11 protein-coding genes are annotated in these 14,453 nt (G+C 72.6%); 6 read left to right on the forward strand and 5 right to left on the reverse strand.

The window, feature by feature from the left end:
* Positions 1-24: 24 nt before the first annotated feature.
* The 4 genes from AB0D10_RS36240 (at position 25) to AB0D10_RS36255 (ending at position 6,222) form a co-directional block, all read left to right on the forward strand.
* Positions 25-1,239 carry a hypothetical protein gene (locus AB0D10_RS36240; protein WP_360264005.1) on the forward strand — a complete coding sequence of 405 codons (1,215 nt, stop codon included), beginning with the start codon at positions 25-27 and terminating at the stop codon, positions 1,237-1,239.
* Between the two features lie 7 nt (positions 1,240-1,246).
* Positions 1,247-2,821, forward strand: coding sequence for an SCO6880 family protein (locus AB0D10_RS36245; protein ID WP_360264007.1), 1,575 nt, complete (start codon positions 1,247-1,249; stop codon positions 2,819-2,821).
* 68 nt (positions 2,822-2,889) lie between these two features.
* Positions 2,890-4,239 (forward strand): ATP-binding protein, encoded by a 1,350-nt coding sequence (locus AB0D10_RS36250; protein WP_360264010.1) that lies wholly within the window; start codon positions 2,890-2,892, stop codon positions 4,237-4,239.
* A 183-nt stretch (positions 4,240-4,422) separates the two neighbouring features.
* Positions 4,423-6,222, forward strand: coding sequence for a bifunctional metallophosphatase/5'-nucleotidase (locus AB0D10_RS36255; RefSeq protein ID WP_360264013.1), 1,800 nt, complete (start codon positions 4,423-4,425; stop codon positions 6,220-6,222).
* Between the two features lie 82 nt (positions 6,223-6,304).
* Here the strand turns inward: AB0D10_RS36255 and AB0D10_RS36260 are convergent, their stop codons facing one another.
* The 5 genes from AB0D10_RS36260 to AB0D10_RS36280 form a co-directional block, all read right to left on the reverse strand.
* The gene (locus AB0D10_RS36260) at positions 6,305-7,813 is read right to left on the reverse strand and encodes a HAMP domain-containing sensor histidine kinase (RefSeq protein ID WP_360264016.1); all 1,509 of its coding nucleotides are present in this window, start codon (positions 7,811-7,813) and stop codon (positions 6,305-6,307) included.
* Positions 7,810-8,580, reverse strand: coding sequence for a response regulator transcription factor (locus AB0D10_RS36265; protein ID WP_360264019.1), 771 nt, complete (start codon positions 8,578-8,580; stop codon positions 7,810-7,812). Before AB0D10_RS36265 ends, AB0D10_RS36260 begins: the two co-directional genes overlap by 4 nt.
* An 81-nt stretch (positions 8,581-8,661) precedes the next feature.
* The gene (locus AB0D10_RS36270) at positions 8,662-9,846 is read right to left on the reverse strand and encodes a trypsin-like peptidase domain-containing protein (protein WP_360264021.1); all 1,185 of its coding nucleotides are present in this window, start codon (positions 9,844-9,846) and stop codon (positions 8,662-8,664) included.
* Positions 9,847-10,065: 219 nt separating this feature from the next.
* Positions 10,066-11,124 (reverse strand): LacI family DNA-binding transcriptional regulator, encoded by a 1,059-nt coding sequence (locus AB0D10_RS36275; RefSeq protein WP_360264024.1) that lies wholly within the window; start codon positions 11,122-11,124, stop codon positions 10,066-10,068.
* 127 nt (positions 11,125-11,251) lie between these two features.
* Complete coding sequence (locus AB0D10_RS36280; protein WP_360264027.1) at positions 11,252-11,983, reverse strand: response regulator transcription factor; 732 nt, start codon at positions 11,981-11,983, stop codon at positions 11,252-11,254.
* A 684-nt stretch (positions 11,984-12,667) separates the two neighbouring features.
* On the opposite strand from AB0D10_RS36280, the gene AB0D10_RS36285 reads away from it, so the two are divergent.
* Both AB0D10_RS36285 and AB0D10_RS36290 read left to right on the forward strand, forming a co-directional pair.
* Positions 12,668-12,961 (forward strand): MoaD/ThiS family protein, encoded by a 294-nt coding sequence (locus tag AB0D10_RS36285; protein ID WP_360264029.1) that lies wholly within the window; start codon positions 12,668-12,670, stop codon positions 12,959-12,961.
* A gap of 5 nt (positions 12,962-12,966) precedes the next feature.
* Complete coding sequence (locus tag AB0D10_RS36290; protein ID WP_360264032.1) at positions 12,967-14,409, forward strand: hypothetical protein; 1,443 nt, start codon at positions 12,967-12,969, stop codon at positions 14,407-14,409.
* Positions 14,410-14,453 lie beyond the last annotated feature (44 nt).

Here is a 14,453-nt window from a genome sequence, read left to right on the forward strand (position 1 = left end):
GCCGGTGCGCTGGTCACCCTGCAGGTGACGGCGCTGCTGGCCGCCCAGCGGGTGTTCGCAGATCCGACACCGGCACCGAGCGGCACCCCCAACGCCAACTGTCCTGACCTGCCGATCTCCGGGAACGGCATCCTCTGTGTCGACAAACCCGGCGGTGGCTCGCTCCCCGGGGCGGGCACCGTCGGCACTGTGACGGATCCGCTCGGGTCGTTGGCGAAGAGTTGTGCGCAGGCGGCGGCGTGGGTGGTGCGGAACCTGTCGGGGGCGATCGACGGGACGACGCAGGTGGACTTCACCAATGCGTCGTTCCTGCAGCAGTACGCCGTGGTGTTCGCGGTGTCGACGGTGATCACGCTGGTGCTGTGGCTGTTGGCGGTGACGAAGCGGGCGGTGCGGGGGGCGCCGTTGACGACGGCGTTCTCGGAGGCGATCGGCTTCCTGTGGCTGACGGTGGTGGCGTCGGCGTTCACGCCGTTGATCCTGTACACCGTGGTGAGCGTGACGGACGGGCTGACCAAGACGATCGCGGTGGGGACGAAGACGGACACCGGGTCGTACCTGGGCGGGTTCGCGGACACGCTGGAGAAGGGGAACGTCGGTGGCGGTCCGCTGATCCTGGTGCTGGTGTCGCTGGTGGCGGTGCTGGCGGCGGCGGTGCTCTGGATCGAGCTGTTGATCCGGGCGGCGATGCTGTACGTGGGTGCGCTGCTGGGGACGGCGGTGTACGCGGGGCTGGTGGACAAACAGCTGTGGAAGCACGTGCGCCGGTGGGCCGGGGTGATGCTGGCGGTGGACCTGGCGAAGCCGATCATCGTGGTGATCCTGGGGCTGGCGGGCGCGGTGGCGACCGGGGCCGGGGCCGGTGACGACTTTGCTCGGGTGCTGTCGGGGCTGTCGATCCTGTTCCTGTCGATCTTCGCCAGTGCCGCGATCTACCGTTTCGTGCCGGGCTTCGGCGACGAGATCCTGAACATGCGCCAGGCCAGGGCCAACGCGGTGCAGGCGGGTTCGGCGATGATCAACGGCACCGCGAACATGATGAAGCAGGGCATCACCACCCACGGCGACCGCGGTGGGCAGGCCGGTGGTGCGCGTGGCGGCGGTGGTGCGGGCGGCGGCTCGGTCGCGCCGGGCATCGCCGCCCACGCCGGCCGGACGCCGGCCCCGCCGCCGCAGGCCGGGCCGCCGCAGGCCACCCCGGTTCCGATCCGCGAAAGCAATCCAGCGAAGGGAGGGTGACGGGTAAGTGAGCAGCGAACCGCTCGGCCAGTACGGCGCCCATTACGCCCAGCCGTACGTGCACCAGCGCCGCACCTACCTGATCGGCAAGGCCCGCCCGAACGCGCCGATCGGCCGGAACCGGGAGTCCGGCGAGATCCTGCTGATCATCTTCGGGGCGTTCCTCGGGATGCTCTGGGGCCTGCTGATGCCGGTCCTGCCGCTGCGGATCGGCGGTCTGGTCGGTCTGCCGCTGCTCGCGATCGCGGCGGTGTACGTGCCGTACCGCAAGCGGACGTTCTACAAGTGGGTGGAGATCAACCGCACCTACCGCCGGACGGTCCGCAGCGGGCGGGCGGTGTGGCGTTCGGACGTGATGGACGCCGGCACCCGGCTGGACGGCCGGGAGGTGGAGGTCGGTCCGCCGCCCGGAGTGGGGCGGCTGCGCTGGCTGACCGCGCCGTTCGGGCCGGACGAGGTCGGGGTGCTGATGCACCTGGAGCGGCGGACGGTGACGGCCGCGATCGAGATCGAGGGCCCGGGCGTGGGGTTGCGCGACTCGGAGGACCAGGAGGCGCTGGTCGACCGGTTCGGCACGCTGCTGAAGCACGTCGCCAACGGGGACGGGTTCGTGACCCGGCTGCAGATCCTCGCCCGGACCCTGCCGGCCGACCCGGACGCGCACGCCAAGGACGTGGAGCGCCGCGGGGACCGTGACGCGCCGCGCTGGCTGCAGGACTCGTACGACCAGCTGCAGTCGATGGTGTCGACGTCGTCGGAGCAGCACCGGGCGTACCTGGTGGCCTGCATGCACTACACCCGGGACCTGGCCGCCGAGGCGCACGCGATGGGCCGGACGGCGACCGGCCGGCGGGCCCGGGACGACGAGGGGCTGGCGGCCGTGATGGCGCGCGAGCTGACCGACATCTGCGCCCGGCTGGCCGAGGCGGACATCCGGGTGCGCCAGCCGCTGGGCCAGGCCCGGCTCTCCTCGCTGCTGCACTCGATGTACGACCCGGACCACCCGATCGACCACATCCAGGCGATGTCCAGGCGCAACGCCTGGCCGGCCGAGCTGGACGCGACCGACCCGCAGTACCTGCAGGCGAAGACCCGGGAGTCGGTGACCCGGGAGCCGTGGTGCCACGCCACCGCGTGGATCAAGGAGTGGCCGCTCACCCCGGTGGGCGTCAACTTCCTGGCGCCGCTGCTGGTGCACACGCCGGACGTGATCCGGACGGTCGCGGTGACGATGGACCTGGAGCCCACCGACGTCGCGATCGAGCGGATGCTGACCGAGAAGACCAATGACGAGGCGGAGGCCAGCCGCGCCGCCAAGATGAACCGGACGGTCGACCCGCGCGACCTGGCCCACACCGGCCGGGTGGACCAGCGGGGTGACGACCTGGCCTCCGGCGCGGCCGGCGTGAACCTGGTCGGCTACATCACGGTCTCCTCGCGCAACCCCGACGCCCTGGCCCGCGACAAGCGGACCATCCGGGCCTCGGCCGGCAAGAGCTACCTCAAGCTGGAGTGGTGCGACCGCGAGCACCACCGGGCCTTCGTCAACACCCTTCCGTTCGCCACCGGCATCCGCCGCTGAGCACGCCCATACGGTCCCGTCGTCCGTTCGTCCGTCCCGTCCACCGCTGACCCGTCAGGAGGCCGCCCATGGCGCTCGGCAACCTCACCGAGGCCTTCACCAGCCTGATGTTCGGCAAGGTGGAGACCACCCGCCTGCCGGTGCGCACCTCCACCGGCCAGGCGCAGGCGGTCTACCTGCCCACCGCCGCACCGGGGCTGGGCGACTCGGGCGTGATCATCGGCCGAGAGGTGTACAGCGGCAAGGGGTACGTGTACGACCCCTTCCAGTTGTACGGGCAGCAGCTGCCCGCCCCGCACTGGCTGGTGCTCGGGGAGTCCGGCAACGGCAAGTCGGCGTTGGAGAAGACCTACGTACTGCGACAGTTGAGGTTCCGTGACCGGCAGATCGTGGTGCTCGACGCGCAGGGCGAGGACGGTGTCGGCGAGTGGAACCTGATCGCCGAGGCGCTGGGCATAAAGTCGATCCGGCTGGACCCGATGGCCGCCCGGGACGGCGGGGTCAAGCTCAACCCGCTGGACCCGGCGATCACCCAGACGGGTCAGCTGTCGCTGCTGCGCACCATCATCGAGGTGGCGATGGGGCGCGGTCTGGAGGAGCGGGCCGGCTTCGCGCTGAAGGCCGCGCACGCCCACGTGGTGGCCACGGTGACGGGCCGCCAGCCGGTGCTGGACGACATCATCGACACCCTGCGCAACCCCGACCTGTCCTCGGTGGAGTCGCTGGGCGTGGCCGTGGACGAGGTGCAGTCCTGGGGCCTGGACGTGGCGCTGGTGCTGGACCGGCTGGTCGACGGTGACCTGCGCGGCATGTTCGACGGGTCGACCACCGAGGGCATCGACCTGGACGCGCCGCTGATCGTCTTCGACCTCTCGCACATCGACCGCAACTCGATCGCGATGCCGATCCTGATGGCGATCGTCGGGGTGTGGCTGGAGCACACCTGGATCCGGCCGGACCGGAAGAAGCGCATCTTCCTGGTCGAGGAGGCCTGGCACATCATCAACAGCCCCTTCGTGGCCCAGCTGTTCCAGCGGCTGCTGAAGTTCGGCCGCCGGCTCGGGCTGTCCTTCGTCGCGGTGGTGCACCACCTGTCGGACGTGGTGGACGGCGCGGCGGCCAAGGAGGCGTCGGCGATCCTGAAGATGGCCTCCACCAGGACGATCTACATGCAGAAGGCCGAGGAGGCGCGGGCCACCGGCCGGGTGCTGGGCCTGCCGCGGTGGGCGGTGGAGATCATTCCCACACTTTCGCCGGGCATCGCGGTCTGGGACGTCAACGGCAACGTCCAGGTGGTCAAACACATCATCACCGAGACCGAGCGGCCGCTGGTGTACACCGACCGTGCGATGACCGAGGACGCGGTGGCCGAACGGGTGCGCGCGGAACGGTACTTGGCGGCCGAGCCGGGGGTCTGAGGGCGACTCCTCCGCAGTCTCCGCACCCGGCGGACCGCGACGGTTCGTCAGTAGGTAATCCTCTCGTTACGTTCCACGTCCTGACAGCTACGCGCGTTGACCCTAGGCTTCACAGGCGCAACACATGCCCGTACGCCGCTGCTGTCCACAGCCGGTGCTCCTCCGAGGTGCAGGGGACCCCTCATGCTCACCGTCAGATCCCGACGGACGGCGCTCGCCGTAGTCGCCGCCGCAGGTCTGCTCGGCACGGTGCTCGTGCCGACGGCCGCCCAGGCCGCCGACGCCAACGCCAAGCGTCACAAGACCGTCAACCTCCAGCTGCTGGCGATCAACGACTTCCACGGCAACCTGGAGCCCCCGGCCGGCTCCTCCGGGACCGTCAAGGAGATCGACCCGGCCACCGGCAAGGAGGTCTCCACCCCGGCCGGCGGCATCGAGTACCTGGCCACCGAGCTGCGCAAGGCCCGGATCCCGGCCGACGACTCGATCACCGTCGCGGCCGGCGACATCGTCGGCGCCAGCCCGCTCACCTCCGCGCTCTTCCACGACGAGCCGACCATCGAGGCGATGGACAAGCTCGGCCTGGACGTCACCTCCGTGGGCAACCACGAGTTCGACGAGGGTGCGCAGGAACTGCTGCGCATGCAGGAGGGCGGCTGCCACCCGACCGACGGCTGTTACGAGCCCGGCCGCACCTTCAAGGGCGCCAACTTCAACTACCTGTCGGCGAACGTCACCGACGAGAAGACCGGCAAGCCGCTGCTCGCCCCGTACTGGATCACCAAGTCCCAGGGCGTGAAGGTCGGCTTCATCGGCGTCACCCTGGAGGGCACGCCGAACATCGTGACCGCCGAGGGCGTCAAGGGCCTGAAGTTCTCCAACGAGGTCACCACGATCAACAAGTACGCCGCCGAGCTCAAGGCCAAGGGCGTCAACTCGATCGTCGCGCTGATCCACGAGGGCGGCTACCCGGCCAGCAGCGTCTACAACTACGACTGCGGCGCGGCCGGCCAGGGCATCTCCGGCCCGATCGTCGACATCGCGAAGAAGATCGACCCGGCGGTCGGCGCCATCGTCACCGGCCACACCCACAACGCGTACGCCTGCAGCATCCCCGACCCCAACGGCGTTCCGCGCTCGGTGACCAGTGCCGCCTCCTTCGGCCGGCTCTTCACCCAGATCGACATGAAGCTCGACAAGACCACCGGCGAGATCGTGCGCCCCTCGGTCAAGGCCGAGAACCACGTCGTGCGCCGCACGGTCGAGAAGGCGCCCGACATGACGGCGCTGGTCGACCACTACCAGAAGCTGGCCGCCCCGATCGCCAACCGTCCGATCGGCTGGATCGGCGCGGACATCAACGGCCGCGGCAGCAGCGACCTGGAGAAGCCCCTCGGTGACGTGATCGCCGACGCGCAGCTCGCGGGGCTCGCCCCGGCCGACAAGGGCGGTGCGCAGGTCGCCTTCATGAACCCCGGCGGCATCCGCTCCGACCTGGTCTACAAGGCCTCCGGCAGCGAGGGCGACGGCGTCGTGACCTACGGCGAGGCGTTCACCGTCCAGCCGTTCACCAACATGATGCAGGTCAAGACGCTGACCGGTGCCCAGCTCGTCCAGCTGCTCCAGCAGCAGGTGAGCGGCTCCAACGACGCCGCGCCCAAGGTCCTCCAGGTGTCGTCGAACCTGCACTACACCCTGGACATGCGCAAGACCGGCGCGGACCGGGTGCTCACGGACTCGATCAGGCTGAACGGCGCGCCGGTCGACCCGGCCGCCAAGTACCGCGTCGCGGCCAACGAGTTCCTGGCCGGCGGCGGCGACGGCTTCCCGGCCTTCGCGGCCGGCACCGACAAGCTCGTCGGCGCCTCCGACCTGGACGTCTTCACGGCCTACCTCGGTGCCCACAGCTCGGCCGGCGCGCCGCTGCAGGCCCCGGCGCAGGACCGGATCAAGGTCATCGGCCCGGGCAGCGACATCGACTGACCGTGAGCCGGCTGGGGCCCTGAGGCCCCGGGGACGGGCGGGGCGCTGTCGGGGCGCCCCGCCCGTCCTGTTCTGCACCCCGTCATTCGGGCGCGGGTCCGCCGGGCAGCCGGACGGTGGCCAGCGCACCCGGACCGCCGTCCGCGGCCGGGCCGAGCGTCACCTCGCCGCCAGCCTCCCGGACGCTCTGCGCGACGATCGACAGCCCCAGGCCCGAACCGGGCAGCTGACGCGAGGACGGCGAGCGCCAGAACCGGTCGAACACGTACTGGAGTTCGTCGGGCGGGATACCCGGTCCGTGGTCGCGGACCGTCAGCACGCCCTGCTGCAGCCGGACGTCGATGGCCCCGCCCGGTGGGCTGTACTTGACCGCGTTGTCCAGCAGGTTGATCACCGCCCGCTCCAGCCCGGCCGCGTCGCCGTGCACGTACCAGGGCTCGGTGCTCGTCTCGAAGACCAGCCCCGGACCGCGCAGCTTCGCCCGCTCGACCGCCCGCCCGGCGATCTCGTGCAGCGCGACGACGGTGAGGTTCGGGCCCGCCTTGGGGGAATCGGGCCGGGAGAGCTGCAGCAGGTCGCCGATCAGGACCGTGAGCTCCTGCATCTGCGCCTTCATGTTGCCCAGCAGCTTGGTCTTGGTGGCCGGCGGGAGCGGGCGCCCGGTGTCGTTGCTGCGGATCAGCAGGTCGACGTTGGTGCGCAGCGAGGTGAGCGGCGTCCGCAGCTCGTGGCCCGCGTCGGCGATCAGCCGGGTCTGCCGCTCGCGCGAGTTGGAGAGGGCGGTGCTCATCGAGTTGAAGGAGGTCGAGAGGCGGGCGATCTCGTCGTGCCCGTGGACGGGGATCGTCGTGCCGACCTCCTCGGTCCGGGCGATGTGCTCGACGGCGTCGGTGAGCTGGTCGACGGGTTTGAGGGCGGAACGGGCGACCAGCCGGCCGGCGAGGGCGGCGAGGAGGATGCCGCCGACGGACACGGAGCCGAGGAGGATGGCGAGGCCCTGGAGGGATTCCTCGACGGCCTGGGTGGAACCGGCCACCATCACCAGGGCCGCCGAATACCCGGAGATGTCCGAGCCCACGGCGGTCACGCGGACCATGGCCGGGGTGCCGTTGGTGTAGTGGCCGTCCCGGATGATCGACTGCCCCGGCCGCAGCTGCAGCGCCTTGGTGTCGTCCTCCTGGGTGAAGATGGCCTTGGTGGCGTTCGGAGGCAGACAGACCAGGGTGTTGCCGGTCGGGCTGATCAGGACGTACTGGGTGTCGCGAGGAGCGAAGCCGCCGACCGGGGGCTGGCGGGGGTTGTTCTGAACGTTCTTGAGGGCCGCCTGCGGGCTCGCTGCGCAGTCGGGCGGGTTCGGCAGCCGGAGGGGGACGCTCACGCTCTGGAGGTCGCTGCGGACGACTCCGTACATGCGTTCCCGGGCGATGAACCAGCACGCCAGGGCTGACAGTGCGATGGCCACCGCGACGGCTGCCGCGCTCAGGAAGGTGAGGCGGCTGCGCAGGGAGCGGGAGCGGAGCCAGTGGACCAGGCGCCGGCGCCGGGCGGGGGTGCGCGGCGGGGAGAGCGGGGGAGGCGGGATGTTGCTCACGCGCCGGCGCCGGCTGCCGGGCGCAGGGCGTAGCCGACGCCGCGCACGGTCTGGATCAGGCGGGGCATGCCGCCCTGCTCGGTCTTGCGGCGCAGGTACATCACGTACACGTCCAGGGAGTTGGACGACGGCTCGAAGTCGAAGCCCCAGACCGCTTTGAGGATCTGTTCGCGGGTGAGGACCTGGCGGGGATGGGAGAGGAACATCTCCAGCAGCATGAACTCGGTGCGGGTGAGTTCGATCGGCTTGCCGGCCCGGGTGACCTCGCGGGTGGCGGTGTTCATCCGCAGGTCGGCGAAGGCGAGCACCTCGCTCTCGTCCTCGGCGGCGGCGCGGGCGGCGGCCTCGGCGGCGAGGGCGTTGCGGCGCAGCAGGGCGCGGACGCGGGCGAGCAGTTCGTCGAGTTCGAACGGCTTGGCGAGGTAGTCGTCGGCGCCGACGTCGAGGCCGGTGACGCGGTCGCCGACGGCGTCGCGGGCGGTGAGCATCAGGACCGGGACGGTGTCGCCGCGGGAGCGCATCCGGCGGACGGCGGTGAGGCCGTCCATCCGGGGCATCATGATGTCCAGCAGGACGAGGTCGGGCCGGTCGCGTTCGACGGACTCCAGTGCTTCGTAGCCGTCGGTGGCGGTGGCGACCTCGTAGCCCTCGAAGGCGAGGCTGCTCTCCAGGGCGTCCCGGAGGGCGGGTTCGTCGTCGACCACGAGGAGCCGCGCGGCGGGGTGGCCGGGCTCGGCGGGGGTGCGGTCGTCGGCGGACGGGGTCATGGGCGGCTGCCCTTTCTCGTCGGGTGGAGGGCCTGCTGGGAGCATTGTCCGTCGTGCGGGCGGTGCCCTGGACGTTCTGGCCTACAGGTTCTGGCCGGCTTCGAGTTTCGGCAGGACCTGCTTGATGTTGTCGATCGGGATGGCGAAGCCGAGGCCGACGCTGCCGGCCGTGCCGCCGCCGGCGGTGGAGCTGGCGCCGCTCGGCGCGTACATCGCCGAGTTGATGCCGATGACCTGGCCGTTGGCGTTGATCAGCGGGCCGCCGGAGTTGCCGGGGTTGAGGGCGGCGTCGGTCTGGAAGGCCTTGTAGGTGGTGGTGCTGCCGCTGTTCGACTGGGGCTGGGTGCCGCGCAGGCCGGGCAGGCTGGGGAAGCCGAAGCCGCCGTTGCCGCTGGTGCTGCCCTCGTCGAGCTGGACGGTGACGTCGCGGTTCTCGGCGCTGATGATGCCGGAGGTGACGGTGCCGGTGAGGCCGTCGGGGTTGCCGATGGCGACGACCGGGTCGCCGACGGCCACGGAGGAGGAGTCGCCGAGGACGGCGGGGGTGAGGTTCCGGGCGCCGGTGGCGGTGATCACGGCGATGTCGAGGGACTTGTCGGTGCCGGTGACGGTGGCCTGGGCGGTGGAGCCGTCCTTGAAGGTGACGGTGATGCGGCCGCCGTCGGCCGCGGTGTCGATCACGTGGTAGTTGGTGAGGATCCGGCCGTCCTTGTCCAGGACGACGCCGGTGCCGGTGGCGGTGCCGTTGCCGTTCTTGACGGTGATCTGGACGACGCTGGGCGAGACGGCGGCGGCGATGGCCGGGACGTTGGCGCTGCCGTCGCTGCGGGCGGCGACCGGGCTGGCGACGGTGCTGACCCGGGTGTCCCCGGCCTGCCGGTCGGCGGCGACGACCCCGCCGGTGACGCCGCCGATGACGGCGGCGACCGCGGCGACGGCGGTCACCAGGGCGAGCCGGCCGCGCAGCAGACCGCGCCGGGCCCGGTTGCCGCGGCCGTCGCCGTCATCGGGGGAGCCGGGGCCGAGGACGGTGGGCGGCTCGGGCGGCATGGGCGGGGGAGGGGGCGGTCCGTCGAAGCCGCCGCCGGAGTGGTCCTCGCGGTAGGCGTACCCGGCGGGGCCGGTGCTGCCCGCGCCGCTGCCGAGTACGGTGCCCTCGATCACCCGGGGCTCGTGGGGGCCGTACTGCTCGTCGCGCCGGCTGCCGTACGGCTCGCCGTACTGGGTGCCGTACTGATCGCTGGGGTGCCGCTGCTGTTCGCTCATGCCGACCAAGCTCCGCCCGGTGGATGAGGACTGGATGAGAACCGGCTCAGAGGGCGGACAGAAGCCCGTTGGGTTCTCATAAAGCCTGGTCAGGTGGTCTGCGGAGCGGAGTTCATGCTTCCGTTTCCGCTCACCCGTCCGTGGCTCCGGCCCGTGCGCCCGGCCGGTGCACCCGGCTGGCGCCCCGGGCCGTCCGTTCCTCGGCCGGGCGGTGTCCGCCTACTCCGGCTGGGGGCGGCCGGGCGCGGCGCCGTCGCAGCCGCAGGAGCGGCGGATGACCAGGCGGGACGGGAACTTGCGGACCCGCTCGGTGTCCGAGCCGGGCACCATCAGCGAGTCGTCCAGCACCAGGTCCACGGCGGCCCGGGCCATCGCGTCGCGGTCGGAGGCGACGGTGGTCAGCGGCGGGTCGGCGAGCGCGGCCTCCGGCACGTCGTCGAAGCCGGCCACCGCGAGGTCCTCGGGGACGCGCAGGCCGACCTCGCGGGCGGCCCGCAGCACGCCGATGGCCTGGTCGTCGGTGGAGCAGAAGACCGCCCGCGGCCGGTCCGGCGAGCGCAGCACGCCGAGGGCGACCTCGTACGCTCCGTAGCGGTGGAAGGGCGCGTCGATCAGGTGCGGTTCGGTGGGGACGCCGTGCGCGTCCATGGCGCGCTGCCAGCCCTCGACGTGGTCGATGACCGGGTCGCCGGGAGCGGGGGACTCGACCGGGCCGCCGAAGCAGGCGACGTACGGGTGCCCGTGCACCTCCAGCAGGTGGCGCACGACGGCTTCGGCGCCGCCCACGTCGTCGGTGACCACCGCGACGTCGTCGATCGCCTCGGGGCGGCGGTGCAGCAGCACGACCTTGGCGCCCTCCATCGCGGCGAACTCCTCGGCGGCGCGCTGCGAGGGGCCCTGGCTGACCAGGATCAGGCCGGAGACGCGCATGCCGAGGAAGGCGCGGACGTAGTGGACCTCGCGGTCGTCGACGTAGTCGGAGTTGCCGATCAGCACGAGCTTGCCGCGCTCGGAGGCGGCCCGTTCGACGGCGTGCGCCATCTCGGCGAAGAAGGGCTGGCGGGCGTCCGGGACGACCATGCCGATCAGGTTGGTCCGGCGGGAGGCCATCGCCTGGGCGACGCTGTTCGGCCGGTAGCCGAGCTGCTCGATCGCCGCGAGGACCTTCTCCCGGGTCGCGGGCGCGACCGGGCGCGGCCCGTTGTTGATGACGTAGCTGACGACCGCGGTCGAGGTACCAGCCAGTCGGGCTACATCGTCGCGCGTCACTTTGGCCACGAGTGGAGTCTACGCGTGTGGCCTCCGGGGCGGCAGTGGGACCTGGGGGCCGCCTCCGGGCGGACGGCGGGCGGCCGCCCGGACGAACCGGACAAGCCGGGCGGGGACGGCCCGCCCGGCCCGCCGGTCAGGGCTCCAGGCGGCCGGCGGGGTGCTGTGCCGGCTCCGGGCGCTCGCCCTTCTCGGGCTTCTCCGGGACGACGAAGCGGTAGCCGACGTTGCGGACGGTGCCGATCAGCTGCTCGTTCTCCACGCCGAGCTTGGCGCGCAGCCGCCGGACGTGGACGTCCACCGTCCGGGTGCCGCCGAAGTAGTCGTAGCCCCAGACCTCCTGCAGCAGCTGGGCCCGGGTGAAGACCCGGCCGGGGTGCTGGGCGAGGTACTTGAGCAGCTCGAACTCCTTGAAGGTGAGGTCGAGCGTCCGGCCCTTGAGCTTCGCGGAGTAGGTGGCCTCGTCGACCGAGAGGTCGCCGTTGCGGATCTCCATCGGGCTGTCGTCGGTGTCGATCTGGAGGCGGCCGAGCGCGAGCCGCAGCCGGGCCTCGACCTCGGCCGGGCCGGACGTGTCCAAAAGGACGTCGTCGATGCCCCACTCGGCGGTGACGGCGGCCAGGCCGCCCTCGGTGACCACCAGGATCAGCGGGCAGCCGATGCCGGTGGAGCGCAGCAGCTGGCAGAGGCTGCGGATCTGCGGCAGGTCGCGTCGGCCGTCGACCAGGATGACGTCCGCGCTGGGCGTGTCCACCAGGGCCGAGCCCTCGGCGGGGGCCACCCGGACGTTGTGCAGCAGCAGGCCGAGGGCGGGCAGTACCTCGGCCGACGGTTGCAGTGCGTTGGTGAGGAGGAGGAGAGAACTCATACCCGGTGGTCCCCTTTCCGGGTCGTCGCGGTCGCGTTGCGGCTGCCGCCACAGCCGGATGGCGCACGTGCTGAGGGGGAGGAGAGGAGGACGGGCGCCTGGGGCGTACCGGGGGAGCGGACGGCGCGCAGGGCGTGGTGGCGTACCCGCCGGGGGTCCCGCAACCCCTGGCGCACCGTTTCTGCCCTGCTCATCACCGCGAACCCTCCGGTCTGGTCCGGTCCCGGGCGGCGGCCCGGTGCCGGGTGGCGACGTCCCGGCCGGCCGCGGCACGTCGTTGTGCCGCGACGGACGGGGCGGTCCCCGCGACCGCCGGGGGTGGACCGACGAATCGCAAGGACGTCCGTACTGGCGTCCTGAAAGCACAAAAGGACCCGGGGGCGACTCTGCCCGGATCCCTCTTGGTGGTCGAGAATAGCCGACCTCCTCCCGCGCCGGGAGTGTTCGAATCCGGCGGTTCCCCCATTTCGGGCGTACGCCGGGTGAGCCTGGACACAGCTTCGAGCGCCGCTCCGCACCCGTGCGGCCAGGGCGGTTGCCGGTCGTGGCGGCGGACCCGCCATCATGGGACGCACATCGGCGGCGCTGCGCGGGTCCATCGTTCGGGTGGTCGGACGGCCGTCCCGGTGGCGAGCCGGACCGGGCCACCGGGACCGGGCGAGGACGACGAGAAGGGGTGGCCTGATGGGCGCGACCACCGAGCCCGCGAGCGGCGCCCGGGTGCGCGGCACGATCCGCTACTGGGCGGCGGCGAAGTCCGAGGCCGGCCTGGCCGAGGAGCCGTACGAGGCGGCGACCCTGGCGGAGGCGCTCGCGGCGGCCAAGGAGCGGCACGCCGACAAGCCGAAGCTCGTCCGGCTGCTCGGGCACAGCTCGTACCTGGTCGACGGCGCCCAGGTGGGCGGCCGGGACCACACGACCGTCGCCCTGACCGAGGGCGGGACGGTCGAGATCCTCCCGCCGTTCGCGGGAGGCTGAGCGGCGTGACGGACATGAACGACCCGAACCGCGGCGGCTACGGCGAGTGGCCCCGACAGGCCCAGCCCGACCCGCAGCAGGCCCAGCCGCAGCACGCCCGGCCCCAGGCCCCGCAGCAGTCCCAGGCCCCGCAGGGGTACCCGCAGCACCCGCAGCAGCAGCACGCGCAGCACCAGCACGCGCAGTACCCGCCGCAGCAGCCGCCGCCGTACGGCTATTCGGCGGACGCGGAGGCGACGGCGGTGCTGCCGGCGGTGCCGGCGTTCGACGACGCGGCCGCGACCACGCTGCTGCCGCCGGTGCCCCCGATGGACGACGCCGCGGCCACCACGCTGCTGCCGCCGGTGGTGGTCTCCGGTGCGATGCCCGCCGCGCCGCCCCGGCATCCGGGGCAGGCTCCGGCCCAGCACCAGCACCAGCACCAGCACCAGCCTCCGGCTCAGCCTTGGCAGCCGCAGCCGCAACACCCGCAGGCACCGCAGCCGCAGCATCCGCAGGCACCGCAGCAGGCGCCGGCCCGGTCCCGGGCCCGGCACGCGGCCCCGGCCCAGACGCCGCCTGCCGAGCCGCAGCCCGTTGCCGCGCAGCAGACGGCGGAGGCCTTCGATCCGCCGACCATGACGCTCAAGCGCCCGCCCGCCCCCGGCGGGCCCGGACCGGGCGGGGCGGTGGGTGCCCCGGCCGTGCCGCCGTTCGCGGCCGTCCCGGCGCAGCCCGTGCCGTCCGCCGGTCCGCGCGGCCGGACCGGTTCGCCGATCATCGACCCGGGCCTGCAGCCGGCCCTGATCACGGCCGGTGCGGCCGCGCTGCTGGCCGGCGGTGCGGCGCTCGGACAGGTGGCGCTGGCCTTGGTGGTCGCGCTGCTGCAGCTGCTGACGGCGGCCGGCTGGTTCCGGCTGAACGGCATGTGGCCGGCCCGCCAGGGCATCCTGCTCGCCGCGCTGGCCGGGCTCACCGCGGACGTGGCGGTGCTGCTGGCGGACTCCGACGGCGGCGTGGCGGCCGTGGTGGGCACGCTGGGCGGGTTCTTCCTGCTGGTCCTGGTGCTGCAGACGTTCCGTCCGTCGGACCCGAAGGAGCGGTTCTACGCCCTGACGGTGCTGGGTTCGGCCACCGTGGTGACGGCGCTGTGCACCTCGCTGCTGCTGGCCGACTGGGTGCCGGCCGGGGTGGGTGCGGTCGCGCTGGCCACGCTGCTGGCCGCGGCGCCGCTGCCCGGCCCGAAGCAGCTGGGCCCGGTCCTGGGCCTGGCCGCAGCCGTGGCGCTGGGCCTGCTGGTGGGTGCTCCGGTGGCGCTGGGCGCGCTCGCCGGGCTGGGGGCGCTGGTCGGCCGCCGGGTCGCCGCGTACGACTTCCCGTCCCGGTTCGTGCACATGACGGCGGGCGTGGCGCTGCCGCTGGCGGTGGCCGCGCCGCTGATCTGGATCGCCACCGATCTGTTGGCCTGATCCTCCCGGCGCAGGGGAGCGCCCTTCCCACCGACGTCCCGTCC

The organism is Kitasatospora sp. NPDC048545, from assembly GCF_040651155.1.
GTDB lineage: Bacteria > Actinomycetota > Actinomycetes > Streptomycetales > Streptomycetaceae > Kitasatospora.

Excerpts from the sequence above, each read along its gene's own strand:
- AB0D10_RS36285 (WP_360264029.1), top strand. The coding sequence starts at position 12,668 with ATGGGCGCGACCACCGAGCCCGCGAGCGGCGCCCGGGTGCGCGGCACG.
- AB0D10_RS36265 (WP_360264019.1), bottom strand. The coding sequence starts at position 8,580 with ATGACCCCGTCCGCCGACGACCGCACCCCCGCCGAGCCCGGCCACCCC.
- AB0D10_RS36255 (WP_360264013.1), top strand. The coding sequence starts at position 4,423 with ATGCTCACCGTCAGATCCCGACGGACGGCGCTCGCCGTAGTCGCCGCC.
- AB0D10_RS36250 (WP_360264010.1), top strand. The coding sequence starts at position 2,890 with ATGGCGCTCGGCAACCTCACCGAGGCCTTCACCAGCCTGATGTTCGGC.
- AB0D10_RS36270 (WP_360264021.1), bottom strand. The coding sequence starts at position 9,846 with ATGAGCGAACAGCAGCGGCACCCCAGCGATCAGTACGGCACCCAGTAC.
- AB0D10_RS36280 (WP_360264027.1), bottom strand. The coding sequence starts at position 11,983 with ATGAGTTCTCTCCTCCTCCTCACCAACGCACTGCAACCGTCGGCCGAG.